The sequence below is a fragment of the Erythrobacter mangrovi genome (assembly GCF_013260645.1).
GTDB classification, from domain to species: Bacteria; Pseudomonadota; Alphaproteobacteria; order Sphingomonadales; family Sphingomonadaceae; genus Qipengyuania; species Qipengyuania mangrovi.
Genome location: NZ_CP053921.1, coordinates 1,889,805 through 1,913,920, shown reverse-complemented (window position 1 = coordinate 1,913,920; position 24,116 = coordinate 1,889,805). Strand labels below are relative to the sequence as shown.

General features: G+C 60.4%; 25 protein-coding genes. 13 read left to right on the top strand and 12 right to left on the bottom strand.

All coding sequences use genetic code 11. From position 1 onward, the window contains the following. Nucleotides 1-78: 78 nt before the first annotated feature. Both HQR01_RS09775 and hppD read right to left on the bottom strand, forming a co-directional pair. Nucleotides 79-642: a VOC family protein gene (locus HQR01_RS09775; protein WP_173214695.1), complete on the bottom strand. Its 564-nt coding sequence runs from the start codon at nt 640-642 to the stop codon at nt 79-81. Then, the gene (gene hppD, locus HQR01_RS09770; RefSeq protein ID WP_173214694.1) at nt 639-1,736 is read right to left on the bottom strand and encodes a 4-hydroxyphenylpyruvate dioxygenase; all 1,098 of its coding nucleotides are present in this window, start codon (nt 1,734-1,736) and stop codon (nt 639-641) included. The genes HQR01_RS09775 and hppD overlap by 4 nt, the downstream gene beginning before the upstream one ends. Nucleotides 1,737-1,889: 153 nt before the next feature. On the opposite strand from hppD, the gene HQR01_RS09765 reads away from it, so the two are divergent. The 5 genes from HQR01_RS09765 (at nt 1,890) to HQR01_RS09745 (ending at nt 6,012) form a co-directional block, all read left to right on the top strand. Next, nucleotides 1,890-2,411, top strand: a complete 522-nt coding sequence (locus tag HQR01_RS09765) for a VOC family protein (protein ID WP_173214693.1) — start codon at nt 1,890-1,892, stop codon at nt 2,409-2,411. Beyond that, on the top strand, nt 2,411-3,046 hold the full coding sequence (locus HQR01_RS09760; protein WP_173214692.1) for a carboxymuconolactone decarboxylase family protein: 636 nt from the start codon (nt 2,411-2,413) through the stop codon (nt 3,044-3,046). The genes HQR01_RS09765 and HQR01_RS09760 overlap by 1 nt, the downstream gene beginning before the upstream one ends. A gap of 96 nt (nt 3,047-3,142) precedes the next feature. Next, the gene (locus HQR01_RS09755) at nt 3,143-3,439 is read left to right on the top strand and encodes an FtsB family cell division protein (protein WP_234030115.1); all 297 of its coding nucleotides are present in this window, start codon (nt 3,143-3,145) and stop codon (nt 3,437-3,439) included. Between the two features lie 125 nt (nt 3,440-3,564). After that, entirely contained in the window at nt 3,565-4,641 is a 1,077-nt protein-coding gene (gene pdhA, locus HQR01_RS09750; protein ID WP_173214690.1) for a pyruvate dehydrogenase (acetyl-transferring) E1 component subunit alpha, read from the top strand. A 3-nt stretch (nt 4,642-4,644) separates the two neighbouring features. Continuing rightward, nucleotides 4,645-6,012 carry a pyruvate dehydrogenase complex E1 component subunit beta gene (locus HQR01_RS09745; protein ID WP_173214689.1) on the top strand — a complete coding sequence of 456 codons (1,368 nt, stop codon included), beginning with the start codon at nt 4,645-4,647 and terminating at the stop codon, nt 6,010-6,012. 22 nt (nt 6,013-6,034) lie between these two features. On the opposite strand, the gene HQR01_RS09740 is transcribed toward HQR01_RS09745, so the two are convergent. Genes HQR01_RS09740 through HQR01_RS09730 form a run of 3 tightly spaced genes read right to left on the bottom strand, consistent with a single transcriptional unit; the run spans nt 6,035 to nt 8,501 of the window. Further along, nucleotides 6,035-6,472 carry a TadE/TadG family type IV pilus assembly protein gene (locus tag HQR01_RS09740; protein ID WP_173214688.1) on the bottom strand — a complete coding sequence of 146 codons (438 nt, stop codon included), beginning with the start codon at nt 6,470-6,472 and terminating at the stop codon, nt 6,035-6,037. Next, nucleotides 6,469-6,921: a TadE/TadG family type IV pilus assembly protein gene (locus tag HQR01_RS09735; RefSeq protein ID WP_173214687.1), complete on the bottom strand. Its 453-nt coding sequence runs from the start codon at nt 6,919-6,921 to the stop codon at nt 6,469-6,471. Before HQR01_RS09735 ends, HQR01_RS09740 begins: the two co-directional genes overlap by 4 nt. Next, the gene (locus HQR01_RS09730) at nt 6,918-8,501 is read right to left on the bottom strand and encodes a TadE/TadG family type IV pilus assembly protein (RefSeq protein ID WP_173214686.1); all 1,584 of its coding nucleotides are present in this window, start codon (nt 8,499-8,501) and stop codon (nt 6,918-6,920) included. The genes HQR01_RS09735 and HQR01_RS09730 overlap by 4 nt, the downstream gene beginning before the upstream one ends. Before the next feature lie 619 nt (nt 8,502-9,120). Here HQR01_RS09730 and HQR01_RS09725 point away from each other — a divergent pair. Both HQR01_RS09725 and HQR01_RS09720 read left to right on the top strand, forming a co-directional pair. Next, nucleotides 9,121-9,600, top strand: a complete 480-nt coding sequence (locus HQR01_RS09725) for a hypothetical protein (protein ID WP_173214685.1) — start codon at nt 9,121-9,123, stop codon at nt 9,598-9,600. Between the two features lie 33 nt (nt 9,601-9,633). Next, entirely contained in the window at nt 9,634-10,089 is a 456-nt protein-coding gene (locus tag HQR01_RS09720; protein WP_173214684.1) for an EF-hand domain-containing protein, read from the top strand. Here HQR01_RS09720 and trmFO read toward each other — a convergent pair. Further along, nucleotides 10,086-11,453 (bottom strand): methylenetetrahydrofolate--tRNA-(uracil(54)-C(5))-methyltransferase (FADH(2)-oxidizing) TrmFO, encoded by a 1,368-nt coding sequence (gene trmFO, locus HQR01_RS09715; protein ID WP_173214683.1) that lies wholly within the window; start codon nt 11,451-11,453, stop codon nt 10,086-10,088. The two genes, HQR01_RS09720 and trmFO, sit on opposite strands and share 4 nt — an antisense overlap. 95 nt (nt 11,454-11,548) lie before the next feature. On the opposite strand from trmFO, the gene HQR01_RS09710 reads away from it, so the two are divergent. After that, entirely contained in the window at nt 11,549-12,163 is a 615-nt protein-coding gene (locus tag HQR01_RS09710; RefSeq protein WP_234030114.1) for a lysoplasmalogenase, read from the top strand. On the opposite strand, the gene HQR01_RS09705 is transcribed toward HQR01_RS09710, so the two are convergent. Both HQR01_RS09705 and gyrA read right to left on the bottom strand, forming a co-directional pair. After that, a complete protein-coding gene (locus HQR01_RS09705) occupies nt 12,160-13,002 on the bottom strand; it encodes a TauD/TfdA dioxygenase family protein (RefSeq protein WP_173214681.1) in 843 nt (280 codons plus the stop codon). The genes HQR01_RS09710 and HQR01_RS09705 overlap by 4 nt on opposite strands. Continuing rightward, a complete protein-coding gene (gene gyrA / locus HQR01_RS09700) occupies nt 12,999-15,794 on the bottom strand; it encodes a DNA gyrase subunit A (RefSeq protein ID WP_173214680.1) in 2,796 nt (931 codons plus the stop codon). Before gyrA ends, HQR01_RS09705 begins: the two co-directional genes overlap by 4 nt. Before the next feature lie 300 nt (nt 15,795-16,094). Between gyrA and HQR01_RS09695 the strand changes: the two genes are divergently transcribed. After that, on the top strand, nt 16,095-17,378 hold the full coding sequence (locus HQR01_RS09695; RefSeq protein WP_173214679.1) for a hypothetical protein: 1,284 nt from the start codon (nt 16,095-16,097) through the stop codon (nt 17,376-17,378). A 65-nt stretch (nt 17,379-17,443) separates the two neighbouring features. Here HQR01_RS09695 and HQR01_RS09690 read toward each other — a convergent pair whose 3' ends face one another. Together HQR01_RS09690 and HQR01_RS09685 are read right to left on the bottom strand one after the other, a co-directional pair. Continuing rightward, on the bottom strand, nt 17,444-18,166 hold the full coding sequence (locus HQR01_RS09690) for an NYN domain-containing protein (RefSeq protein ID WP_173214678.1): 723 nt from the start codon (nt 18,164-18,166) through the stop codon (nt 17,444-17,446). A 39-nt stretch (nt 18,167-18,205) separates the two neighbouring features. Beyond that, nucleotides 18,206-18,841 (bottom strand): carbonic anhydrase, encoded by a 636-nt coding sequence (locus tag HQR01_RS09685; RefSeq protein WP_173214677.1) that lies wholly within the window; start codon nt 18,839-18,841, stop codon nt 18,206-18,208. Nucleotides 18,842-18,938: 97 nt separating this feature from the next. Here HQR01_RS09685 and lipA point away from each other — a divergent pair, with 97 nt between their 5' ends. Continuing rightward, nucleotides 18,939-19,880: a lipoyl synthase gene (lipA, locus tag HQR01_RS09680; protein ID WP_173214676.1), complete on the top strand. Its 942-nt coding sequence runs from the start codon at nt 18,939-18,941 to the stop codon at nt 19,878-19,880. After that, the gene (locus HQR01_RS09675; RefSeq protein WP_173214675.1) at nt 19,880-20,338 is read left to right on the top strand and encodes a type II toxin-antitoxin system RatA family toxin; all 459 of its coding nucleotides are present in this window, start codon (nt 19,880-19,882) and stop codon (nt 20,336-20,338) included. Before lipA ends, HQR01_RS09675 begins: the two co-directional genes overlap by 1 nt. Here the strand turns inward: HQR01_RS09675 and HQR01_RS09670 are convergent. After that, entirely contained in the window at nt 20,299-20,802 is a 504-nt protein-coding gene (locus HQR01_RS09670; protein ID WP_173214674.1) for a CinA family protein, read from the bottom strand. The genes HQR01_RS09675 and HQR01_RS09670 overlap by 40 nt on opposite strands. Before the next feature lie 10 nt (nt 20,803-20,812). Then, the gene (locus HQR01_RS09665; protein WP_173214673.1) at nt 20,813-21,958 is read right to left on the bottom strand and encodes a bifunctional 2-C-methyl-D-erythritol 4-phosphate cytidylyltransferase/2-C-methyl-D-erythritol 2,4-cyclodiphosphate synthase; all 1,146 of its coding nucleotides are present in this window, start codon (nt 21,956-21,958) and stop codon (nt 20,813-20,815) included. Nucleotides 21,959-22,038: 80 nt separating this feature from the next. On the opposite strand from HQR01_RS09665, the gene dusB reads away from it, so the two are divergent. Both dusB and HQR01_RS09655 read left to right on the top strand, forming a co-directional pair. Beyond that, entirely contained in the window at nt 22,039-23,058 is a 1,020-nt protein-coding gene (gene dusB, locus HQR01_RS09660; protein WP_173214672.1) for a tRNA dihydrouridine synthase DusB, read from the top strand. Beyond that, nucleotides 23,055-24,116, top strand: a complete 1,062-nt coding sequence (locus HQR01_RS09655; RefSeq protein ID WP_234030113.1) for a two-component system sensor histidine kinase NtrB — start codon at nt 23,055-23,057, stop codon at nt 24,114-24,116. The genes dusB and HQR01_RS09655 overlap by 4 nt, the downstream gene beginning before the upstream one ends.

Sequence of the window (24,116 nt, the reverse complement as noted above, 5' to 3'; positions counted from 1 at the left end):
GTGTGGAACTCCCTTTCGAGGCAAACGGTATGGCGCTCGGGTAGTTCCGAAATCCTCAGGAGGATTGCTTAGCCGATATTAGCCAAGACCGTGTTCCTTGCGGGCGATCTCGTGCAGCCAGTCGGCATGGCGCGGAGCCTTCTTGGTCTGGCTCCATTCCTCGAGCATTACCGGGGCGACACGCTTCAGTTCGGCATATTGCTCAGGGGTTCCGATATCGGTCGCCAGTTCGACGCGGTGGCCGTTGGGATCGAAGAAGTAGATCGACTTGAAGATGCCGTGGTGCGTCGGGCCGAGAACATCGATACCGAGGCTCTCCACATGCGCCTTTGCCGCGAGCAGCTCTTCTTCCGAACCGACGCGAAAGGCGAGGTGCTGGACCCAGGCCGGGGTGTTCTCATCGCGCCCCATGTCGGGCTGGTTGGGCAGCTCGAAGAATGCCAGGACATTGCCGTTACCCGCATCGAGAAACACGTGCATGTAGGGGTCATATTCCCCGGTCGAGGGTACGTGATCTTCCGCAAAGGCCGTTGTGTAGTCCATGCCGAGCACCTTGCCGTACCACTCGACAGTCTCTTTCGCGTCCTTGCAGCGATAGGCGGTATGGTGAATTCCGCCGAGCTTGACGGGGTGCGCGCTCATTCTGCCGGCTCCACTTCCAGCACACCGCGGCGGATTTGGTCGCGTTCCATGCTTTCGAACAGTGCCTTGAAATTGCCTTCGCCAAAGCCTTCGTCACCCTTGCGCTGGATGAATTCGAAGAAGACCGGCCCCACCTGCGCCTCGGCAAAGATTTGCAGGAGCAGGCGCGGTTGGCCGCCTTCGGTAGTTCCATCGAGCAGGATGCCGCGAGCCTTCAGCTCCTTCTCATCCTCGCCATGGCCCGGCAGGCGTTCCGACAGCATCTCGTAATAGGTTTCGGGCGGGGCGGTCATGAAGGGGACGCCGAGCTGCTTGAGGTTATCCCAGCAGCCAATCAGGTCGTCACAGATCAGCGCGATGTGCTGAATGCCTTCGCCGTTGAATTCGCGAAGGAACTCCTCGATCTGGCCCTTGCCGCCTTCGCCTTCTTCATTGAGAGGGATGCGGATCTTGCCGTCAGGGGCGGTCAGCGCCTTGGAGGTCAACCCGGTGTATTCGCCCTTGATGTCGAAGAACCGGATTTCGCGGAAGTTGAACAGCGTTTCGTAATAGTCCGCCCAGTACTTCATGCGGCCATTGTAGACGTTGTGGGTGAGGTGATCGATCAGCTTGAAGCCCGCACCGATGGGGTGCTTCTCGACGCCCGGGAGGTATTCGAAGTCGATATCGTAGATCGACAGGCCATTGCCTTCCTCATTCTCATAGCGATCGATGAGATAGACGATTGCGCCGCCAATACCGCGAATGGCGGGGATGTGCAGTTCCATCGGTCCGGTCTGGACCGCAACCGGCTCGGCACCGCGGGCGAGAAGTTCGGCATAGGCCTTGCGCGCGTCGCGGACTCGGAAGCCCATGCCGCAGGCCGAGGGGCCGTGTTCGCGGGCGAAGAACCAGGCGGCGCTGCGCGGTTCGTAGTTGAGGATCAGGTTGATCTGGCCCTGCCGCCACAGCTCGACGTCCTTGGAGCGGTGCGTGGCAACGTGGGTGAAACCCATCGCCTTGAAAACGGGTTCGATGACGCCTTTTTCCGGTGCGCAGAACTCGACGAATTCGAAGCCGTCGAGTCCGATGGGGTTTTCGAAGAGATCAGCCATTATTACCCTCTGCAAGCTGGATTGGTTTCTTTGGAAACTAGTTACACCTGAAACCGGTTCTTGTCAAGGAAGCGAGCCTGAAGCGGCGCTAACTCTTCCGATTGCGCGATGGCCGGATGCTTGGCATCCTCGCAAGCCAGAGGAGGGCAAGCCATGTTCAAGGTGAAGGGCATCAATCATATCGCGCTGGTGTGCCGCGACATGAAGGAAACGGTCGATTTCTACAGCGGGGTGCTGGGCATGCCGCTGGTCAAGACGGTCCAACTGCCCGACGGTGGTCAGCACTTCTTCTTCGATTGCGGGGGCGGGGCGGCCGTAGCCTTCTTCTGGTGGAAGGACGGGCCGCCGGCGGCGCCCGGCATCGCCTCGGTCAAGAGCTTCCCCTACGATTCCAAGACAGCGGTTGGCTCGATGAATCACATCGCCTTCGACATGGAGGAAAGCGAACTGGAGGCGGCTCTCGACAAGCTCGAGGCCGCTGGCATTCCGCACACGCATGCAGTCGTCAATCACGACGACAGCCAGATGGGCGTTGCCCGCGAAATGCACGAAGGCGTGTTCGTCCGCTCGGTCTATTTCACCGATCCCAACGGGATCATGATGGAGTTCGCCGCCTATACCAAGGCGTTCACATCCGAGGATGTGCGCCACGAACCCGCGACGGTAGACGCCTGATGCCCCGCCTGCGCGAAGTCCCACGTGACGAGGCCGATGCCGAAGTCGCACTCCCGCTTTACAAGCTGCTGTTCGGCGAACGCGATCCGGTGGTGGATCCGGGAACCGATACCGGTACGCCGGGAGATTGGTGGACCGTCTTTGCCAATTCCCCCGACACGCTGAAGCACGCCGCACAAGGTTTCGGCTACTATCGCAATCCGGCGCGCCAGATCGATCCCGTTCTGCGCGAGCTAGGCCAGACTTGGGCCGGCTATGCGGTGGGTAGCCAGTTCGTCTTTTCGCAGCACTGCAAGAGCTTGCGCGGGCTCGGCGTCAGCGAAGAAAAGATCACTGCACTGCCGACCTGGCAGACCAGTGAGCTGTTCGATGCGCGCGAGCGGTTAGTGCTGGCCTATGCCGACCGACTTGTGACGCATCGGGGCAGGGTGCCCGACGCGCTGTTCGCCGAGTTGAAGGCTGAGTTCTCCGATATCGAAATTCTCGAGCTCACCTACATCACTTGTCTGTATGACATGCATGCAGTGATGAGCAAGGCACTGCGGACTGAATTTGATGATCGTGACGACCCCATTGTCGAGGTCGCCGCCCCGGAAAATTTCTCGGCCCAAGAATTCCTCGATACGGGGCGTTAGAATCACATCGAAGGAAATTTGAACCGGCTTAGCGCGAATGCTCTTGCACGCGACTCCGCTTTGTGATTCTTTGTCGCAATGCAGCGGGGCAGTTCCATGGCGACACTACGGAAAACTAGGGCGAGCCAGCACGGCGCCCTGGCTGCTTTGCTCGTCATGGGGGGCTTCGCGATCGCCGGTCCTTCGGGCCTGTTGGCATGGAGTGAGAACCTACGCATGCTGGACCAGCGCCACGCGCAGCTGGCGAAGCTTGAGAAAGAGCGCAAGGCGCTGGCGAACCGGGTTGCGCTACTCGATCAGAACCATGCTGATCCCGATATGGTCGGCGAACTGTTGCGCAGCCAGCTCAACGTGGTCCACCCCGACGAGGTCGTGGTCAAGCTCGACGACTAGACGCGCGGCGGGAGGTTTCCGTAAGGGTTTTCGTATGCACCAATGCGCGCACCGTTGCGCGCCAAGCTTCGCTGTGCCTATAGGCCACGGCATATTCCTCCCCGGAAGAACAAGGATTGGATATCTTGGCCAAAGCCCCCCGGAGCAAGAAAACCCCAGCGAATTCCCCCGCCGAGGATACCGCTTTCGCCCTTCACTCGCTGCAGGAGGTGCTCGAAAAGAAGCGCCACTACGATGCCAGCAAGGACGAGATGCTGCATTTCTATGAGCAGATGCTGTTGATCCGCCGCTTCGAGGAGCGCGCGGGCCAGCTCTATGGACTGGGCCTGATCGGCGGCTTCTGCCACCTATACATCGGTCAGGAAGCGGTTGCTGTCGGCCTGCAGTCGGCCCTCAATGACGGGCTCGACAGCGTGATCACGGGCTATCGCGATCACGGCCATATGCTTGCCTATGGCATCGATCCCAAGGTCATCATGGCCGAGCTGACTGGTCGTGAAGCCGGGATATCCAAGGGCAAGGGCGGGTCGATGCACATGTTCTCGACCGAGCATAAGTTCTACGGCGGTCACGGGATCGTCGGCGCGCAGGTGTCGCTTGGTGGCGGTCTCGCACTCGCGCATCAATACAACGATGATGGCGGCCTATGCCTGGCCTATTTCGGCGACGGCGCGGCCAACCAGGGGCAGGTCTACGAGACGATGAACATGGCGGCGCTGTGGAAGCTGCCGATCGTCTTCGTGGTTGAGAATAACCAGTATGCCATGGGCACAGCGGTCGGGCGCAGCTCGGCCGAGACCGAGTTCCACCGTCGCGGTACCGCCTTCCGCATCCCCGGTATGGACGTCAACGGGATGGACGTTCTCGAGGTGCGCCAGGCTGCAGAGATCGCGTTCAAGCACGTTCGTGACGGCCTCGGCCCCGTGCTGGTGGAATGTAATACCTACCGCTATCGCGGCCATTCCATGTCCGATCCGGCGAAGTACCGTACCCGCGAGGAGGTGCAGGATGTGCGCGAGCACAAGGACCCGATCGAGGGCCTCAAGAAGATCCTGCTCGAGAACGGTTCTTCCGAAGACGACCTCAAGGCCATCGACAAGGACATCCGCAAGATCGTGACCGAAGCCGCTGACTTCGCCGAAACCTCGCCCGAGCCGGCGGCGAGCGAACTCTACACCGACGTATTGGTGGAGGAGTATTGAGCCATGGCGATCGAACTCAAGATGCCCGCACTGTCGCCCACCATGGAGGAGGGCACGCTTGCCAAGTGGCTGAAGCAGGAAGGCGACGACATTGTCGCTGGCGACATCATCGCCGAGATCGAGACCGACAAGGCGACAATGGAATTCGAGGCGGTCGACGAAGGCACCCTCGGGCAGATCCTCGTACCGGAAGGCACTGAAGGAGTTAAGGTCGGCACAGTCATCGCGATGATCGCAGGCGAGGGCGAAGATGCCTCTGCACCTGCGCCAGCTCCGGCAGTTGAAGCAAAGCCTGCCCCGGAACCTACCGAGACTTCCGCTCCGGCAGTCTCTGCTCCCGCCCGTAAGGACGGGGTGCGTGATCCAGAGGTTCCCGAGGGTACCGCATTTACTGCCACCACCGTACGCGAGGCACTTCGCGACGGCATGGCTGAGGAAATGCGCCGCGATTCGCGTGTCTTCGTGATGGGTGAGGAAGTTGCCCAGTATCAGGGCGCTTACAAGGTTACCCAAGGGCTCCTCGACGAATTCGGCCCCAAGCGCGTGATCGACACACCGATTACCGAATACGGCTTTGCCGGCATCGGGACCGGCGCAGCGATGGGCGGCCTACGACCGATCGTCGAGTTCATGACCTTCAACTTCGCCATGCAGGCGATCGACCACATCATCAACTCGGCGGCCAAGACCAACTACATGTCGGGCGGGCAGATGCGTTGCCCGGTGGTGTTCCGCGGCCCCAATGGCGCAGCGAGCCGCGTCGGCGCGCAGCACAGCCAGAACTATGGCCCGTGGTATGCCAGCGTTCCCGGCCTGATCGTGATCGCACCCTATGACGCTGCCGATGCCAAAGGCCTGATGAAGGCTGCGATCCGCTGCGAAGATCCGGTGGTCTTCCTGGAGAATGAACTGGTCTATGGCCGCAGCTTCGACGTGCCTGATCTCGACGACTACGTTCTGCCGATCGGCAAGGCGCGGATCATGCGCGAAGGCTCTGACGTGACCATTGTCAGCTATTCGATTGGCGTTGGGCTCGCGCTGGAGGCCGCCGAAGAGCTGGCGGGTGAGGGCATTGAAGCGGAGGTGATCGACCTGCGCACGCTGCGTCCGCTCGACAAGGACGCGATCCTCACATCGCTGGCGAAGACCAACCGCCTGATCATCGCAGAAGAGGGCTGGCCGACTTGCTCGATCGCTTCCGAAGTGATGGCAATCTGTATGGAAGATGGCTTCGACCACCTCGACGCTCCGGTCCTGCGGGTATGCGATGAGGATGTGCCGTTGCCCTATGCGGCGAACCTTGAGAAGCTGGCACTGATCGATACGCCGCGCATCGTCGCGGCAGCAAAGAAGGTCTGCTATCGCGATTGAGCGTTAGCGGACCTTCCAGGTCCTATTCGTCGATGACGAAAATTGGCCGACTGTAGTTCAGTTCCGGCATCGGGATCGCCATGATCGGCATGAGGTTCGGCGGGGTATAGGTGATCGTGAGGGTCTTCTCAAACGTCCCGTCCACCCGAGGCGTAGCCACGGATTCGACCATGATCACGGGTTGCGTACCGCGCAGCGCGTAAGGCGGCGAAGCAGCGAGGTTCTGCGCATAGCTCTGCAAGGCTGCATCGCTCACCTCGTTCTTCTTCATATACTCAACGGCGGCATATCGAGCGGTATCGGACGCAATCGAACGCATGGCGTTGTATGACTGCATGCTTGCGCCGACCTGGATCACGCCGAAGATCATGCCGAAGATAACCGGGGCGAGAATGGCGAATTCGACAAGAGTCGAGCCAGCCTCGTCGCGTGCGAGCTTGGTAGGGAAACGTCGCATCATGAGACCTGTACCCGACGAGTGATGTCGAAATTGATCGTGTTGCCGATACCGAAACTTGTCCAGATTGGCGTGTAGCTGTCTTGCATGCGGATTTCGATGAACTCCGATATCTCGGCTCCAGTCGCACAACTCGCAGCTGCAGCCACCAGCAAGGTATCGGCGTTGCAGCGAAACCTCTGCCTCATTGTGATCTTGTCAGTGGCGAGCCCCGTCGAGGCCTCCACGATGGCTTCGATCGTGTCGCGATCGGTTTGATCTTCTGGCGGATTAGCCATGACGACTGTGGCCGCTTCGGCGGCGGCAGCTTGCAATTCGTTGTTGCGTGCAACGATGCGGCTGACTTCGAATCCGCCAAACGCAAGCGTCGCCAACACCGGGAGGACAAAGGCCGTCTCGATGACGACCGAGCCCCTGCGGTCGCGGATCAGAGTGCGAAAGCGTGCGATCATGCCACCAACCTCACGCGAGTACCGCCACCACCGACCACAACGTCATGCTTGGCGCCTGGAGGGCAAAGCGTGGTGAGATCGGTGGTGCCGCTCAGCTGCAACGTGTTGGAGAAGATGGAGAGACATTCGCTGCTCGCGCGCATTGTGCCGGCGAGTTGCAGGTCACTCTTGGGTAGGTAGATAATTCCGTTGAGGTCAACGTTGGCGTTGCCCGTGATCTTGCTGTTGCTCGAGCCGGGAGAGTTCGGATCCTCGAAGATCAGAATGCCCTCGATCTTGTCGGCCAGGTCCGCCGAAACGCCGGCGGCGATCAGCTCAGTCGAACTCATCGGGGTCAAGTTGATTGTGCCCCCCGTGATCTGAAGTTCTGCACCATTCTTGAGAACGAACATTACGCCCGTGCCGGTCAACGAGTTGCCGGTCACCTTGAGCGGGCCGCCGTCGATGACGTAGATCCCGCCGGCGAGCACGGTATCGCAGGAGATCTCGAAATCTGAATAGGTGCCAGGGAGCATCGCCCCGGCGTTGACCGCAGTCTGGACCTTGTTGACATAAGCATAGTCCGTCGTGGACAGCTTCTCTTCCCAAATTGTGTCCGGACCGTTGCCGGCCTTCTTGTAAAGGCCGCTGCTGGTTTGCGCCGAAGTGTAATTGTTCGGTTCAGTGCTGAACGACATGTTGAGCGTGGTCACGACAGTCGTCGTTGGAGATTGTGCATCTGCGTAATTGATAACGCCGCTGCTTTCCGCTTTGCCCGCGCTTTGGCCTTGGTAATACCGATAGACCGAGGTCTCGGTGGCCGTTTCGTCTGCAGTCCAATTGGCGCTCGTCGAACCACAGGAGAGGCTTCGCGGGGTAGCGTTGTCCGGGGGGCTGACTCCGTCGAAAGGATCAACCAGGTCCTCGAGATTCTCGACAACGTCTGAGTTGGTGAAGGCGCCCATGCCGTCGCTCACGCCGCCACCGGAGATCGCGAAGGTAATGTTCTGCGGGCCGGAGCTACCGTTCGTACGCACGGCATCGCTGGCATTGGAACGTGCCCCGACGCCACAAGCCGCGTCTACGGTCGGATCACCGTTGAACCATAACGCCTTGCTGGCGGAAGGGTTCAATGCATAGAGGCATGGCGTGTAGCTCTCCAGGTCCTCGAACGACGCCTGGGCATCGACGGCTACAACCGTCGGCCGACCAAGTACGAAGTTGGTAAAGGGCAGGTTGGTGGTGATCGCGGCTGTGATGACAACGCTGTTCTGAGTTTTCCCGTCGTAGTCGGCGACAGCGTAGGTGACGGACGGCGAATAGCCGGATGTTGTCGAAAGGTTGGCGTTGAACTCCTGCAGCGCGCGAGTCTGATAATAGGTACCGGAGTCACCGTTGCCACGCGCCCACGCGCCAGCGATGGCGGCCTGGTCGACCGCATACTGCAGTTCGCGCTGGAACAGATAATACTGCGCCACGTCGATGCCGAGACCGGCCGCACCGAAGATGGCCGGGGCAGCCATGGCCGTCAGCATCATTGCGTTGCCGTTGGTGTCCTTGCGCAGACGGCGCCAGAAACCCTGATTGTGCATCTCGACCATCTCCGGAGGACAATTCCTACGCGCACCATCTACAATGCAGGGCATCAAGGACTTATCGATGAACTCGGTTAAGATGAGCTAAATGCGAGGACATATTGCCGCATCGAGAGCGTGGAGTTTGAGGTGCGTGCCGTGTCCATTGCAGCGGTCCAGGGATTCTTGTTTACAGCCCTAAGAATTAGAAATACCGCCATTATACAGTAGGTTATGACGCCACGGAGATCATATCCTATTGGTCGATTAACCTCTTGCTCTAATCAAGCCTGCAAGCAAATCTGCAAACTTAAGGGCAAGGCGGTGCGTCCCGAATGGCAACCGTACAACACTAATGTAGATGATAAACAAGCCGGCAAGGTTTGTGTTGAGCACCCGTTCCGTAGAGAGCGATGCAACGAGCAAGACCTTCCGTTGTACGTAGACCGGCGCCATAAGGCGCGCGATGCACGATCAAGCGCTCTTACCGTCGCCCGAAGTCGATCTGGCACTTGCATACGCGGTGAGGCGGGACCGCCCGCTGCTGGCTAGCTTCTTCTCATTCGATCAGTCACTGGCTCGAGCAGTCGCAGTGGCGAGCGAGCCGATTGTCGGTCAGATGCGACTTGCATGGTGGCGCGATGCGATGAGCGTCAATCCGGCTGCGCGACCGCGAGGGAATCCACAGTTTGATGATTTGAGCCTGCATTTTGGTGAGCACCTCACCGACCTTGCGGCGTTGGTCGATGGATGGGAGGTGCTTCTGCTGGCGGATCCGCTGGAAAGAGAGGCTGTTGCCGCTTTTGCCGCCGGGCGAACCATGGGTTGGCAAGCGGTCGTTGCGGCCATGGGGTATGATGGAAACGACGAGTTTGTTCACGATGCGGCCAAATCGTGGGCATTGGCGGACATTGCGTCAAAGCTGGACAATCCAGGCGAACGAGACTTGGTTTTGGACTTCGCGGCTGAGTCGATGGCTACCCCAGTAAGACTTCCCCGCCGTCTTCGACCATTGGCGGTGCTCGCGGCACTATCGCGGAGATCCCTTCGTCAGGGGGGAACGGCACTGATGAGCGGAAGAAGCAGCGCACTCACCGCATTGCGCGCTGGGATGTTTGGCAGGTAAGCTACTCGAAACGCTCGGCAAGGGAGTCGTTGGATGAAGGGCATGATCCTTGGCAGTACAGCGAGCCTGGCACTGGTCGGCATCGGTCTGTTCTGGTGGTCGGGTCGGGCGCAAATCGAGAATGCCGCTCCTCCTCCCATGCTGGAAGAGCCGGTTGCTGCGGTGGAAGTGCCCAATTCCCGGCCAGGCAACATGATCGGACCTGAACCACCGGAAGCGAGCGAACTGTCGAGGGAGCAGCAGCGCTTCTTCCGCTACGACCGCAACCGGGACTGGCGGATCAGCCGCACGGAAATGCTTTCAACCAGGACGGACGGATTTCGCAAGTTGGACAAGGATGGCAACAACCTGCTCGACTTCGAGGAATGGGCAGTGGCAACGGTTGAAAAGTTCGAAAGTGCAGACGCCGATCACGACAACCAGCTTACACCTGCCGAGTTTGTTGCCACCGCTCCAAAGCCGACACGGAAGCGGGCCTGCGCCTGCTAGGCGGCAACGGCACCCTGCTTAGCAAGCCAGGCTTCGAGGTCCTGCTTGGCTCGCGAGGTGTAGGCTTCCTTGCGGACTTTCTTGCCGACTTCATGCAGCGGCGGGAAGAGCCCGAAATTGACGTTCATGGGCTGGAAGGTCTCGGCCTCGGCATCGCCCGTGATGTGCGCCAAGAGGGCGCCGAAGGCGGTGGTGCGCGGCAAGGCCTGCCAACTGCGGCCAGCCAGTTCGGCCGCAGCCATGATCCCAGCCAGCAGTCCAATCGCGGCGCTTTCGACATAACCCTCGCAGCCGGTTACCTGTCCGGCAAACCTTATGTGCGGCGCGCTCTTGAGCCGTAACTGTCGATCCAGCACCAGCGGCGAGTTAAGGAAGGTGTTGCGATGCAACCCGCCAAGGCGAGCGAACTCGGCATTCTCGAGGCCAGGAATGGTTCGAAACAGTTCGACCTGGGCACCATGCTTCAGCTTCGTTTGAAAGCCGACCATGTTCCATAGCGTGCCGAGCTTGTTGTCCTGCCGTAGCTGGACCACGGCATAGGGCCAGCGGCCCTGCGGGAATTCGGGTGTGGTATCGCGTGGGTTGTCGAGACCAACCGGCTTCATAGGACCGAAACGCAGCGTATCGACGCCGCGCGCGGCCATCACCTCGATCGGCATACATCCATCGAAATAAGGGGTATCGGCTTCCCATTCCTTGAATTCGGTCTTTTCCCCGTCAAGCAAGCCTTGGTGGAACGCGAGGTACTGCTCCTTGGTCATCGGGCAGTTGATGTAATCGCCCTCAGCGTTGGAAGCCTCGGTGCGTTTGTTCCAGCGGGACTGGATCCAACAGATGTCCATGTCGATGCTGTCGCGATGGACGATCGGGGCGATCGCATCGAAGAAGGCAAGCCGGTCCTGACCGGTTGCGCCGACGATGCTTTCCGCCAGGGCCTGCGCCGTGAGTGGCCCGGTGGCAACGATGGTCGGTCCCGAGGAGGGAAGGGCATCGATCCGTTCACGAGCGATCTCTACGTTGGGGTGCTCAGCAAGGGCTTTTTCGACCTCCGCGGAGAAGACGTCACGGTCGACCGCCATGGCTGATCCTGCCGGAACGCGGGCCATTTCTCCTGCTTGCATGATCAGGCTGTCGAGCCGCCGCATCTCATGATGCAACAGGCCGACCGCATTCTTGGTGTCATCGTCGGAACGGAAGCTGTTCGAGCAAACCAGCTCTGCAAGGCCGTTGGTCTGATGCGCGGGGGTCATGTCTCCGCTGCCGCGCATTTCCGACAAGCGTACCTTGAAGCCGCGTTGTGCCAGTTGCCACGCGGCCTCGGATCCGGCGAGCCCACCGCCGATGATGTGGATATCATGGGTCATCGTGGGCGCCCTAGTGCTTGCAAGGCCCCTTCGACAAGGCCTAGCGTCCTGCCATGCCGCACCGCGCTCTTATCAAGCATCGACCCTGGTTGCTCATGAGCCTTCTTGCGGGGGTCACCTATTTCTTTGCGTCTGACGATCCCATCGGCGGCGCCTGGCTGATGCTTTGGAAGGGAGCTGGCGTAGGCTTCCTCGCGATCTATGCTGCATTTCGGGGCAGGGGCTTTGATGGCGCGCTGATTGCAGTGGTGATGGCATTGGGTGCGGCGGGCGACGTGGCACTCGAACTGGACTTCCTTGTCGGCGGGGCCCTGTTTGCCCTGGGACACATTGTCGCGATTGGCCTCTACCTGAGGAATCCGCGTGAGAAGGTCTCTGGTAGCCAGATGTTGGCTGGCGCTGCGTTGCTGGGACTGACACCGGCAATTGCCGGTTCGATGGTCTATCCGATGCCCAACTGGGCGGTGGCAACGATTTACTCTGCCGTCGTAGGCGCGATGGCCGCCGCCGCCTGGACAAGCCGCTTCCCGCGATATCGCGTTGGGATTGGCGCCGTGATGTTCGTGGTCAGCGACCTGATGATTTTTGCACAGGAGAGTGCGGTGCTGCCCAATCTTGTCACGAGCTGGCTGATATGGCCCCTCTATTATGGCGGCCAGTTCCTGATTGCCGTGGGCGTCGTGCAAACCCTTCGAAAGGGCAAGGTCTAGCCCGAATAGGCCGCGATGGTGGTGCGATGCAGCTCGCGACGATAGCCTTCGTATCCGCCAGTCGCCTTGTGCAGAACGGCCCGGTTGTCCCACAACACGACCATCCCGGATTCCCAGTGATGGCGATAGACGAATTCGTCGCGTGACTGCCATTGGGCAAGCTCGCTGAGAAAGGCGAAGCCCTCGGGCTCCGACATGCCCTCGATTCCGATGATGTAGCCGAGGGTCGAGAAGAGGCACTCTTCACCCGTTTCGGGGTGGCGTTGAACGAGTGGGTGGGGTTGCGTTGCCCGCGCCGCCTCGCCCGGTCGTATGGCCATCGAACGACCTTTGTCCTTCTCACCGTAGGTGCCGTCGGGCGCATAGGCGAGCTTGGCACTGTGGATTGCGGTCAAAGTCCGAAGATGTCGCTTTCGGTCCTCGGGTAGCGCGGCGAATGCGGCTCCCTGGTCGGCGAAAAGCGTATCCCCGCCAACCGGGGGAATATCGACCGCCATCAGGCAAGTCCCGGCAGGGGGACGCGAGAGGAAACTCCAGTCGCTATGCCAATTCTCTGCGAATAGCGGGCTCTGCTCGTCGGCTTCGCGCAGGATTGCGGCAATATGCTTGCGCCCTTCGATAGGCGCAAAGAAGGGATCCTCGCCGAAGCCGCCCATGGCCAGCGTGAAACGCTCAAGCGCGTCGTCGTCCACTCGTTGCCCGGGAAATGCGACAACCTTGTGATCGAGCCAGATCTCGCGGATTTCAGTGGCCAGCGCGGGTGAAATCGTGCGTGACAGGTCGAGGCCGGTGACGTGCGCTCCGCACGCCTGTCCACTGGCCTCGACCCGTAATGTCATTTGTCGAGATCCCCGAACAGATCCGTATCGGACTGTGCCGTTGTGTCGGGCATCGTCGGATTGAGGCTGCCACCATGGTCGACGATTTCTTCGGCGATCATGTCTTCGGCCTCGTTTTCGGGTTCCTCGTCTTCGTCGAGCCGCGCGACGCTGACTACCGTCTCTCCCTCGGCCACGTTGAAGAGGCGCACACCAGCAGTGTTGCGGCCAAGAACCCGCAGCGTTTCCAGGCTGATTCGAATAAGCTTGGCCTGATCGGTCACCAACATGAGCTGGTCGTTCTGTGTCGCGGTGAAGCTTGCCACCACCGGGCCATTGCGTGCGATGTTGTCGATATTGGTTATACCCTGGCCACCGCGCCCGATCCGACGATACTCATAGGCCGACGAAAGCTTGCCGTAGCCATTGGCGCAGACGGTGAGGATGAATTGCTCCTTGTCAGCCATTTCCTCGAACCGTTCGACTGGCAGTTCGGGCTCGCCCTCCTTCTCAGCCTTCCACGGGGCGAAGCGCAGGTACTGTTCGCGCTCGTCGGTCTCCGTACCGACCTTGTGCAGGATCGAAAGCGAGACGACTTCATCGTCACCCTTGAGCGACATGCCGCGCACGCCTGTCGAAGTGCGCGAGGTAAATTCACGGATGTCTTCCGCCGCGAAGCGGATCGCCTTGCCGTTGCGGCTAGCCAACAGAACGTCGTCGGTCGCATCGAGCAGCGCCACGCCGATCAGGCGGTCTTCGCTGCCCTCGTCAAACTTCATGGCGTACTTGCCGTTCGACGGAATGTTGGTGAAGGCGTCCATGCTGTTACGACGGACGCTGCCCTTGGCAGTGGCAAAAACCACGCTGAGTGCACCCCAGCTCGTTTCGTCTTCCGGCAAAGGCAGCACCGTGCGAATTGTCTCGCCCTGGTCGAGCGGCAGCAGATTGACGATCGGGCGACCACGCGTTGCCGGGCCGCCTTCGGGCAGTTTCCACACCTTGAGGCGATAAACCTTCCCCGCCGTTGAGAAGAACAGCACTGGATTATGCGTGCTGGTGACGAAGAGTTCGCTGACGGCATCTTCGTCCTTGGTCGCCATGCCGCTGCGTCCCTTGCCGCCACGGTTCTGGGCACGGAAGGTCGAAAGTGGGGTGCGCTTGATATAACCGTCGACCGTGACGGTGACGACCATCTCCTCACGCTCGATCAGATCCTCGTCCTCGATCCCATCCCAAGCGGGTGCGATTTCCGACAGGCGAGGGGTGGCGTAGTTGGTGCGGATCTCTTCCAGCTCCGTGCGCATAATGGCGTAGAGCTTGGCGCGATCGGCCAGCGTCGAAAGGAAGTCCTCGATCGTGAGGCTGAGCTCCTTCAACTCATCGCCAATCTCGTCGCGGCCAAGTGCTGTCAGGCGATGTAGACGCAAGTCGAGGATCGCCTTCACCTGGCGTTCGGACAGCTTGTAGGTGCCACCAGTCTGCTCGTCGGTCGGTTCGATCGCTTCGACCAGTGCGATATACTGTGCGATATCGCCGATCGGCCACTCCTTGGTTAGCAGCTTGGCACGCGCATCGGCCGGGTTCGAGGAACCGCGGATCATTGCGACGACTTCGTCGAGATTCGAGACGGCGACAACGAGGCCGAGCAAAATATGCGCCCGCTCTCGCGCCTTGTTCAGCTCGAACTTGATGCGGCGGGTGATCACTTCTTCGCGGAAGGTGATGAACGCCTGGATGAACTCGCGCAGCGTCAGCGTTTCTGGCCGGCCACCGCGGATGGCCAGCATGTTCGCAGGGAAGCTCGCTTGGGCGGGGGTGTAGCGCCAAATCTGATTGAGCACGACCTCGGGGGAAGCGTCACGCTTGAGGTCGACGACGACGCGCACACCTTCTCGGTTCGATTCATCGCGGATGTCAGAAATGCCTTCGATCCGCTTTTCCTTTGCGGCTTCGGCAATCTTCTCGACCAGCGCACTCTTGCCGACCTGATAGGGGATCGACGTCAGAACGATCGATCGACGATCGTTACGTCCAGTCTCGAAGTCGTGACGCGCTCGCATGAGGATAGAGCCGCGTCCGGTCGTGTAGGCGGAGCGCGCGCCGGACCTGCCCAGGATTAGCGGCGCGGTCGGAAAGTCCGGGCCAGGGATGATCTCGAACAGCTCTTCATTGGTGATCGCAGGATTGTCGATGAAGGCGAAGCAGGCGTCGATGACCTCGCCGAGGTTATGTGGCGGGATGTTCGTCGCCATGCCCACCGCGATCCCGCCCGCGCCATTGACCAGCAGGTTCGGGAAGCGGGCGGGGAGGACGGTCGGCTCCTTGCGCGAACCGTCATAGTTGTCGGTGAAGTCGACGGTGTCCTTGTCGAGATCGTCGAGCAAGCTGTTGGCGATGCGCGACAGCCGCGCTTCGGTGTAGCGCATGCTTGCCGGGTCATCGGGATCCATCGATCCGAAATTGCCCTGTCCATCGACGAGCAGCACACGCATCGACCAGGGCTGAGCCATGCGAACCAGAGAATCGTAAATCGCTTTGTCACCGTGCGGGTGGTAGTTGCCCATCACGTCACCGACGATCTTTGCGCTCTTACGGTAGGGCTTGCCCGCCACCATTCCGCCCTCTTGGGCGGCGAAGAGAATACGCCGGTGCACCGGCTTCAGCCCGTCGCGCACATCCGGGAGCGCACGGCTGACGATCACGCTCATCGCGTAATCGAGGTAGCTGGTCTTCATCTCATCGACGATGTCGATGCGGGTGTAATCTCCCCCGTCAAAGGGCGGCGGATTGAGGGCTTCTGTTTCGTCGGACAAGTGAGCAGTTCCGTGTTGCGATGAGCTTATTTTCTGAGTGCAGCCAGCCTAGGCTAACTGGCCGGGGTACGCCACCAAACCGGCCCTCGGAGGCGGTATTTCGAGGGCCTTTTCCACATATGGGTGCGACCCTGTCGTCATGGAAGGCTGAACACGCGGCATTGGCCCTATTCAATCCGCATTCAGGCCCTCGACCATAGAAGGATTTGCAATGAGCGACGACACGCGGCATGGCCCAATCCGTCGGTATTTGACGGCGCCCTGCGCTCAGACCCCTGATCAATCTTGGGAGTTTTTGAAATGATTTTCTCTCGCCTCACCCGTGCCAAGGGTACGGCTTCCACCATGGCCCTCGCGATTGCGGTTGCGACCGGTGCGATGGTGAGCTCGGTTGCCTTTGAAGCCCCGGCCTTTGCCGCAAAGAAGAAGGAAAAGGTCGCCTATTCGAAGGCGTTTATCGCTGCGTACCAGCCACTCCAGGTCTTGCTGCAGGCCGAAGCGCCTGACGCGGCTGCTATTAAAGCAGCTCTACCGCCGGTGCTTGCTGCAGTGGAGAATGAGGACGATCGTTTCGCTACAGGTCAGGCTTACGTGGCCGTCAGCCAGAAGCTGAACGATCTCAGCCTCGCACTTCAGGGACTCGAGCTCATGCTGGCCAGCGGCAAGGTTCCCGCCGAAAACCTCGGAATCTACAACTTCCAGGCCGGCCAGATTGCCTACAAGTACGAAGACTATGCCAAGGCTCGGACCTATCTCCAGGCGGCGCTAGACGTGGGCTATACCGAGAATACCCCTGAGACTTTCATTGCCGAAAGCTACTTCGCTGAGGATCGCGACGCCGAAGGGCTCAACTACCTGACGGGCGTGATCGAGGCGAGGAAGGCGGCTGGTCAGCCGATCGACGAAGCATGGATCAAGCGTGGTCTTAGCATTGCCTACAACGCACAGATGAAGGCTGAGGCTCAGAAGTATGCGGCGCTCTATGTCCGGGAATTCCCCGGTCCCACGAGCTGGAAGGACGCGATTGCGATCCTGCTCAACACTGGCGGGTACGAAAATCCCGAAATCCTTGACCTGTTGCGGCTTGGACGTCGCGCCGGCACCCTCACTGACGGCCGTATGTACATGGAATACGTTGATGCTGCCGACTATCGCCGCCTTCCAGGCGAGGTCGTTTCGGTCGTAGAAGAAGGACGTACCAAGGGGCTGTTGCCCAGCGATGATCCGTATATCAACGACACCTACAACCAGGCGGCGACGCGTACCAAGGCTGACCAGGCCGATATGGCAAGCCTGATGCGCGACGCGCGCGCCCCCAATGCCACGCTGCGTACGGTGATGGCCGCCGCTGACTCGTTGCTCAGCTTGGGTCGCGCGGCCGAAGCAGAAGAGTTCTATGCGAAAGCATCCGGCATTGCAGGCGCGGATACCGCGTTGGTGTTGACTCGGCTTGGCATCGCCCAGTTCGATCAGGGCAAACTTGCAGAAGCCAATGCGACCTTTGGCAAGGTCACCGGCATTCGTCAGCCGATCGCTAATCTTTGGTTGATCTACGCTGATGAGAAGGCAAGCGGAGCCATGTAATTTGAGGTTGAAACCTCACGACTAGGGAGGGCGCGGATCCACTTGGGTTCGCGCCCTTCTTGCGTCTAGCGCAGGCGTTTCACGAATACCTGACCGTCGCTGTGTCGTTCGATCGCAAAATTTGGCACGGCTTCCATCAGATCAATGAGGCGCGCAAAGCCGTAATTCCGCGTGTCGAAACTTGAACGGTTACCTGCGCGCTGACCCACCTCAGACAGCTTGGCAAAGCCGTTCTCGTCGCGCTTGCTTGCGTTGTAGGCGTCGAACAGAAGGTCGAGCAGTCCCTGGTCGAGCACGCTCGACGAAGGTGCGGAAACATTTGTCCCGCGGTGCTGCTCCTTCTCCGCCTTGATCAGCGCGTTGACATCGATGAACCGGGTGCATGCCTGACGGAAGCCTTCGGGAGTTTTGTCCCCGCCGAAGCCGTAGACCGGCAGGCCATCCTGGCGCAGGCGCATCGCCAAGGGCATGAAATCGCTGTCCGACGACATGATGCCGAAGCCATCGACCCGCCCGCGGAACAGCATGTCCATTGCATCGATGGTCATCTTCATGTCCGTGGCGTTCTTGCCTTTGGTCAGGTCGAACTGCTGCTGTGGTTCGATGCCATAGCGGTGCATCAGGTCGATCCAGCCCTTGAGACTGGCCTTGCGCCAATTGCCGTATGCCCGGCGAATATTGACCTGGCCGAGCTCCGCAAGAACCGTCAGTACCGGGTCTATCCCGGTCGGACTCGCGTTGTCGGCATCGATCAAAAGGGCGATGTTGCGCTGTGAGAATTCGGACATCGCCAACACATGGCGTTGCCGGCCCCCCGGCGCAAGCGATCACGCTGGGTGGAACTCGCCGCTCTCCTCGTCGAGCAGGTGTAGGACCCCATCGGAGATCGCGAAATAAGCACCGCGCAAGGTCAGGCTGCCGCGCTTCTCTTTCTCCTGCACGCAAGGGAAGGTGCGGAGGTTGGCAAGGCTGACTTTCACTGCGGCCATTTCCATCGCCCGCTCGGCATCGCGCCCCTCTGTGCCCAGATTGGTGGCGATCGGCTCGCGCACACCGTCGAGCATGTCGATCCAGTGGGCGACAAAGCCGCCTTCGCCCAATTCATTGCCGTGAAGGTCCTGCGTCAATGCGGCCTGGCAGCCCCCGCACATGCCATGCCCCATCACAACCACTTCGCGTACCCTGAGGAATTGGACGGCGAATTCGAGTGCTGCCGAGACGCCGTGTCGTCCCGGGGTTGTTTCATAAGGCGGCACCAGGGCGGCGACGTTGCGGACGACGAAGATTTCACCCGGATCGACATCGAAGATCTGCGCCGGATCGACCCGGCTATCGGAACACGCAATGACCATCACCTGCGGTGATTGACCTTCCTTGAGTTGCTCCCAGCGTTCGTGCTGGTTTTGCCACGCCCCGGTCCGAAACCGCGCGTAGCCATCGATCATTTCGTCGAAGCTCTTCATGCCGGCTCCGCTGCAACGAAATGGGCCTGCTGGCAAGAGGTGACGCATAGCTATCCGGCTTGCCGTTGCGGGGGAGGGCGCCTAGATGGGCCGCGTCATGAACGACCTCTCTACCGCTCCCGCGCCCGAAGGCGAACGCCCCCGTATGCAGCGCAAGCCAGACTGGATCCGCGTGAAGGCGCCCGTCAGCAAGGGCTATCACGAAACGCGCAAGCTTATGCGCGAGCTCAATCTTCATACGGTATGTGAAGAGGCCGCCTGCCCGAACATCGGCGAGTGTTGGACCAAGAAGCACGCAACCGTGATGATCCTTGGTGACACCTGCACGCGGGCATGCCGCTTCTGCAACATCAAGACGGGCATGCCTATGCCGGTCGATCCGCTCGAGCCGGAACATACCGCCGCTGCAGCGGCGGCGATGGGCCTCGAGCACATCGTAATCACCAGCGTTGATCGGGACGACCTGCCTGACCGCGGTGCTGGACAGTTCGTCAAGGTAATCAAGGCGCTGCGTCGAGAAACGCCCAATACCACGATCGAGATACTTACCCCCGATTTCAAGGGCCGGATGAAGCAATCGATCGCCGAAATCTGCGAGGCCGGGCCCGACGTCTTCAACCACAACCTCGAAACCGTGCCCCGTCTTTATCCGACGATCCGCCCCGGTGCGCGCTACTATGCCTCGATCCGCCTGCTTGAAGAGGTGAAGGCGCACAATCCTCTGATCTTCACCAAGTCCGGCATCATGCTTGGCCTTGGCGAAGAACGTCTGGAAGTTCACCAGGTAATGGACGACATGCGCAGCGCTGACATCGATTTCATCACCATGGGCCAATATCTCCAACCGACACCGAAGCACGCGAAAGTCGAAGAGTTCGTCACGCCCAAGCAGTTCGCGGCCTACGGCGCGATCGCCCGGGCCAAGGGTTTCCTGCAGGTCGCTGCTAGTCCGCTGACGCGATCAAGCTATCACGCAGGTGACGACTTCGCGCAAATGCGCGCGGCCCGCGAAGTCAAGCTGGCCAAGCAGGCTGATTAATGCCGGGAATTCGGGAAACCCGTTTTCTTCCATATACTTGCGACCAGATGTTCGATTTGGTCGCAGATGTGGCCAGCTATCCCGAGTTTCTTCCCTGGGTGATCGCTACGAGGATCCGCTCGGACAGCGACAATGAAATGGTCGCGGACATGCTGGTCGGCTTCAAGGCGATCCGGGAAAAGTTCACTTCGCGGGTCGAGAAACAGCGTCCCAACCATATCGAGGTGTTCTATGTGGACGGGCCTCTGCGTGATCTGGACAACGACTGGCGCTTTACGCCTGCCGAAGGTGGGTGCGAGGTCGAATTTTCGGTAGAATTCACTTTCCGCAATGCGGTGTTTGAAGCCTTGGCGGGGCAATATTTCGACCGTGCGTTCCGAAAGATGGTCGGCGCCTTCGAGACGCGCGCCAATGAACTCTACGGCAGCAGTAATTCGAGCGCGCAAAGCGTGGCCTGACGACGCACCTCCGCACGCGAAATGGGCTCGAAGTGCTTGAGCTCACCCTCGGGTTCGCCTTCCTTGCCGCGAACGACACGAGCGAAGACCACTGTCCCGACGGGCTTTAGGTCAGATCCACCCCCGGGGCCGGCAACACCACTAATGGCGACAGCAACATCTGCATTGGAGTGTTCGAGTGCACCCTTGGCCATGGCCCAGGCACAAGCAATCGACACCGCGCCGAAGGTCTCGATGATGTCAAGCGGCACATCGAGGCTCTCCATCTTCGATTCGTTGGAGTAGGTTACGAAACCGCGGTCGAGCACCGCCGAGGAGCCGGCGATCTCCGTTATCGCTGCAGCAACGAGGCCGCCTGTGCAGCTTTCTGCAAGAGCCACCTTGCGGCCCGTAGCGGCGTTTTCCTCAACCACCCGCTGCGCGAGCTTTTCGATATCCTTGGGCAACAGGGACTGCCGAGACATGAAACCTCCGTCAGGTTCGGACGAGCGTTGCGATGGCCTGGGCCGCGATCCCCTCGCCGCGACCGGTGAACCCCAACCGTTCGGTTGTGGTCGCCTTCACGCTTACCGCGCCGGTGTCAACGCCGAGTAGCTCAGCGATGCGTGCGCGCATCGCCGAGCGGTGTGGGCCAATCTTCGGTTCCTCACAAATAATCGTGAGATCGATATTCGCCAATGAATAGCCACTTTGACGGATAAGATCAGCAGCATGGCTCAGGAACCTATCACTGCTTGCTCCCTTCCATTGCGGATCAGACGGTGGGAAATGGGTGCCGATATCGCCATCGCCGATCGCACCGAGGAGGGCGTCGGCAAGCGCGTGGAGCGCAACATCAGCATCGCTGTGGCCGATCAGGCCCTTGTCGTGATCGATTCTGATTCCCCCGAGCCACAACTGCTCGCCCGGGCCCAGGCGATGTACATCGAAGCCCATACCGGTGCGCACGGCTGCAGGCGTAGCCATGAAATCCTCCGCAAATGTCAGCTTGGCCAGTCGCTCGTCGCCTTCGACGAGCGCGACGGTACCACCCATTGCTCGCAGAACCTGGGCGTCGTCTCCCGCGTCAGGGATTGCCCGCCACGCGCGGTGTGCGGCCCGGATGTCTTCGAAGCGAAACGCCTGCGGTGTCTGGACTCGGCGGAGTTGCTCGCGAGGAGCAATGCCGGTCATCACGCCGTCGTCTTCGACAGCGAGGCTGTCCACCACGGGCAGGACCGGGATCGCGCCGGAGTGAGTGCTTAGGGCGTCCAGCAGGCGTGAAACGACCGCACGGGGCAGGTCTGGGCGCGCGGCGTCATGGATCAAGACCCGCTCTGCGTCCTTGATCGCCTCGAGACCCCGCGCAACGGATTCCTGGCGCGTCTCTCCACCAGTAACCAGGCGATAGCCAGTCAAACCAGCCAGTGCTTCATGCACAGCATTTTCGCCGCTTTCCGGTATGACGACCACTAGCGGAGAGGCTCCCGCTTCAAGCAACGTTTCGACCGAATGCCGCAACACAGGCTTGCCGCGCCAACTCGCAAATTGCTTCGGAAGGGGTTGGCCCGCGCGCAAACCCTTGCCCGCAGCAACCACTACAGCGGCGAAACCAGGTAAGGGGGATGGGGCACTCGTCATTAGCCTCGCGCGCTAGCGACTTGCCGTAGGCGCCGCAACGCACTATGTGGCTGCCCAATATTTAGGCACAAACTCCGAGCATGAGCGCATACCCCCTTCCTCCGGTCTCGCCGAAGCCGATTCATATCGGCCCAGTGACCATCGATACGCCAGTGATCCTGGCGCCGATGACGGGCGTCACCGACCTGCCTTTCCGGCGGCTCGTGCGGCGCTATGGTTCCGGATTGAACGTAACCGAGATGATCGCCAGCGAAGCGGCGATCCGCGAAACTCGCGTCAGCATCCAGAAGGCTGAGTGGGATCCGATTGAAGAGCCCGTATCGATGCAACTGGTGGGCTGCGATCCTTCGAGCATGGCCGAAGCGGCCAAACTGCAGGAAGGCAATGGCGCTGCAATCATTGACATCAATTTTGGCTGCCCGGTGCGGAAGGTCGTGGGTCAGTTCGCCGGATCGGCGCTGATGCGCGAAGTGCCGCTGGCCATCAAGCTGATGGAAGCGACGGTGAAGGCGGTCGATGTGCCAGTGACCGTGAAGATGCGTATGGGATGGGACCATGATAGTCTCAATGCTCCGGAACTCGCGCGGATCGCCGAGGATATCGGGGTCAAGATGATCACGGTGCATGGCCGCACTCGAAACCAGATGTATCGCGGCGCAGCTGACTGGGCCTTTGTACGCAAGGTCAAGGACGCGGTGTCGATCCCGGTAATCGTCAATGGTGACATTTGCGGGATCGAGGACGCGGCAAAAGCTCTCGAGCAATCGGGCGCAGATGGCGTGATGATCGGACGGGGCGCCTATGGCAAACCGTGGCTGCTTGGTCAGGTGATGCATTGGTGGCGTACGGGTGAAGTGCATGGAGAGCCCGATATCGACGAGCAATATTCGGTGCTTGTCGAGCACTACAAGGCGATGCTGGAGCACTACACGCCGCCCGTTGGAGTGAAGATCGCGCGCAAGCATCTGGGCTGGTATACAAAGGGTCTGCGTGGGTCCGCTGATTTCCGTAATCACGTAAACTTCATTTCCGATCCTCATGAAGTTATTGATGAACTTGACCGATTTTATGAGCCGTTACTGCGGCGCCAGGCTGCGTGAACGAGCCCGGGATACCGCCCGGTCCGGCAGCGCAGATCGCCGGACTGATCTTCGCGGTCATGTTGATCGACGAGAACGGACGGATTGCCGAAGCTAACGCCGCGGCGGAAGAAATGTTGGGGCGTAGCGCCCACAGACTCGTCGGGACCAGCTTGCTCGACGTACTCTCGATCGAGGAAGAACGCGTACGCGACAGCCTGATCACCGCGGATACCCAATTGATTGCTCGCGGGATTCTCGTGGGGACCGCCCAGCGCGACCGGCGGGTCAACCTGACCAGTTCACCGCTTCCGAGCCACCCTGGTTGGCGGGTGGTCACGCTTTCGGACGTTGGCCAGGCTGAGACGGGGGATGACGATGATGAGCGCGTCGAACTTCGCGCGCCAGCGGTCCTTGCCCATGAAATCAAGAACCCGCTTTCGGCTATACGCGGGGCGAGCCAGCTCTTGGCGCGGCGCGTCGATGCGCGCGACAAGCCGCTTGCGAAGATGATCTCTGCCGAAGTCGACCGCATAGCCCAGCTGATCGATCGGATGCAGCAACTTGGCAGTAAACCCATCGTGGTCAGTGGGCCCTGCAACCTGCACGAAGCCATTCGGAATGCCATGGCCACAGTTCGCGCAGGGCGGGGGGAGGGCTGTGAATTGGTCGAAGAGTTCGACCCCTCGCTGCCGCCGGTCGCGGCCGATGCGGGGGCGCTCGAACAGGTGCTCATAAATTTGATCGCCAATGCCTGCGATGCCAGTGCCGGCCTTGAGAGCCCGCGCGTTACCGTGCGAACACGGTTTGTCAGCGGCCTGGTTTTCAGTGCAATCCGGCTTGGCAAAGCCACCCGCCTGCCGATCGAAATTACCGTGACCGATGCCGGGCCGGGGATCGATCCGTCATTGCGCGATCACGTGTTCGAGCCGTTCGTTTCGAGCAAGCCGCACGGCCAGGGGCTTGGTCTCGCTCTGGTCCGCAAGCTGCTGCGCGATATGGGCGGGCGGATCGCCCATGAGCGCGATGAGCGCGCCGGGCTCACCCATTTCCGCATCAACCTGCCGGTGGCGGGGTAG

Coding starts and splice junctions, on each gene's coding strand:
- HQR01_RS09775 (WP_173214695.1), bottom strand. CDS start 642: ATGAGCGCGCACCCCGTCAAGCTCGGCGGAATTCACCATACCGCCTAT.
- hppD (WP_173214694.1), bottom strand. CDS start 1,736: ATGGCTGATCTCTTCGAAAACCCCATCGGACTCGACGGCTTCGAATTC.
- HQR01_RS09765 (WP_173214693.1), top strand. CDS start 1,890: ATGTTCAAGGTGAAGGGCATCAATCATATCGCGCTGGTGTGCCGCGAC.
- HQR01_RS09760 (WP_173214692.1), top strand. CDS start 2,411: ATGCCCCGCCTGCGCGAAGTCCCACGTGACGAGGCCGATGCCGAAGTC.
- HQR01_RS09755 (WP_234030115.1), top strand. CDS start 3,143: ATGGCGACACTACGGAAAACTAGGGCGAGCCAGCACGGCGCCCTGGCT.
- HQR01_RS09745 (WP_173214689.1), top strand. CDS start 4,645: ATGGCGATCGAACTCAAGATGCCCGCACTGTCGCCCACCATGGAGGAG.
- HQR01_RS09740 (WP_173214688.1), bottom strand. CDS start 6,472: ATGATGCGACGTTTCCCTACCAAGCTCGCACGCGACGAGGCTGGCTCG.
- HQR01_RS09735 (WP_173214687.1), bottom strand. CDS start 6,921: ATGATCGCACGCTTTCGCACTCTGATCCGCGACCGCAGGGGCTCGGTC.
- HQR01_RS09730 (WP_173214686.1), bottom strand. CDS start 8,501: ATGGTCGAGATGCACAATCAGGGTTTCTGGCGCCGTCTGCGCAAGGAC.
- HQR01_RS09725 (WP_173214685.1), top strand. CDS start 9,121: ATGAGCGTCAATCCGGCTGCGCGACCGCGAGGGAATCCACAGTTTGAT.
- HQR01_RS09720 (WP_173214684.1), top strand. CDS start 9,634: ATGAAGGGCATGATCCTTGGCAGTACAGCGAGCCTGGCACTGGTCGGC.
- trmFO (WP_173214683.1), bottom strand. CDS start 11,453: ATGACCCATGATATCCACATCATCGGCGGTGGGCTCGCCGGATCCGAG.
- HQR01_RS09710 (WP_234030114.1), top strand. CDS start 11,549: ATGAGCCTTCTTGCGGGGGTCACCTATTTCTTTGCGTCTGACGATCCC.
- HQR01_RS09705 (WP_173214681.1), bottom strand. CDS start 13,002: ATGACATTACGGGTCGAGGCCAGTGGACAGGCGTGCGGAGCGCACGTC.
- HQR01_RS09695 (WP_173214679.1), top strand. CDS start 16,095: ATGATTTTCTCTCGCCTCACCCGTGCCAAGGGTACGGCTTCCACCATG.
- HQR01_RS09690 (WP_173214678.1), bottom strand. CDS start 18,166: ATGTCCGAATTCTCACAGCGCAACATCGCCCTTTTGATCGATGCCGAC.
- HQR01_RS09685 (WP_173214677.1), bottom strand. CDS start 18,841: ATGAAGAGCTTCGACGAAATGATCGATGGCTACGCGCGGTTTCGGACC.
- lipA (WP_173214676.1), top strand. CDS start 18,939: ATGAACGACCTCTCTACCGCTCCCGCGCCCGAAGGCGAACGCCCCCGT.
- HQR01_RS09675 (WP_173214675.1), top strand. CDS start 19,880: ATGCCGGGAATTCGGGAAACCCGTTTTCTTCCATATACTTGCGACCAG.
- HQR01_RS09670 (WP_173214674.1), bottom strand. CDS start 20,802: ATGTCTCGGCAGTCCCTGTTGCCCAAGGATATCGAAAAGCTCGCGCAG.
- HQR01_RS09665 (WP_173214673.1), bottom strand. CDS start 21,958: ATGACGAGTGCCCCATCCCCCTTACCTGGTTTCGCCGCTGTAGTGGTT.
- dusB (WP_173214672.1), top strand. CDS start 22,039: ATGAGCGCATACCCCCTTCCTCCGGTCTCGCCGAAGCCGATTCATATC.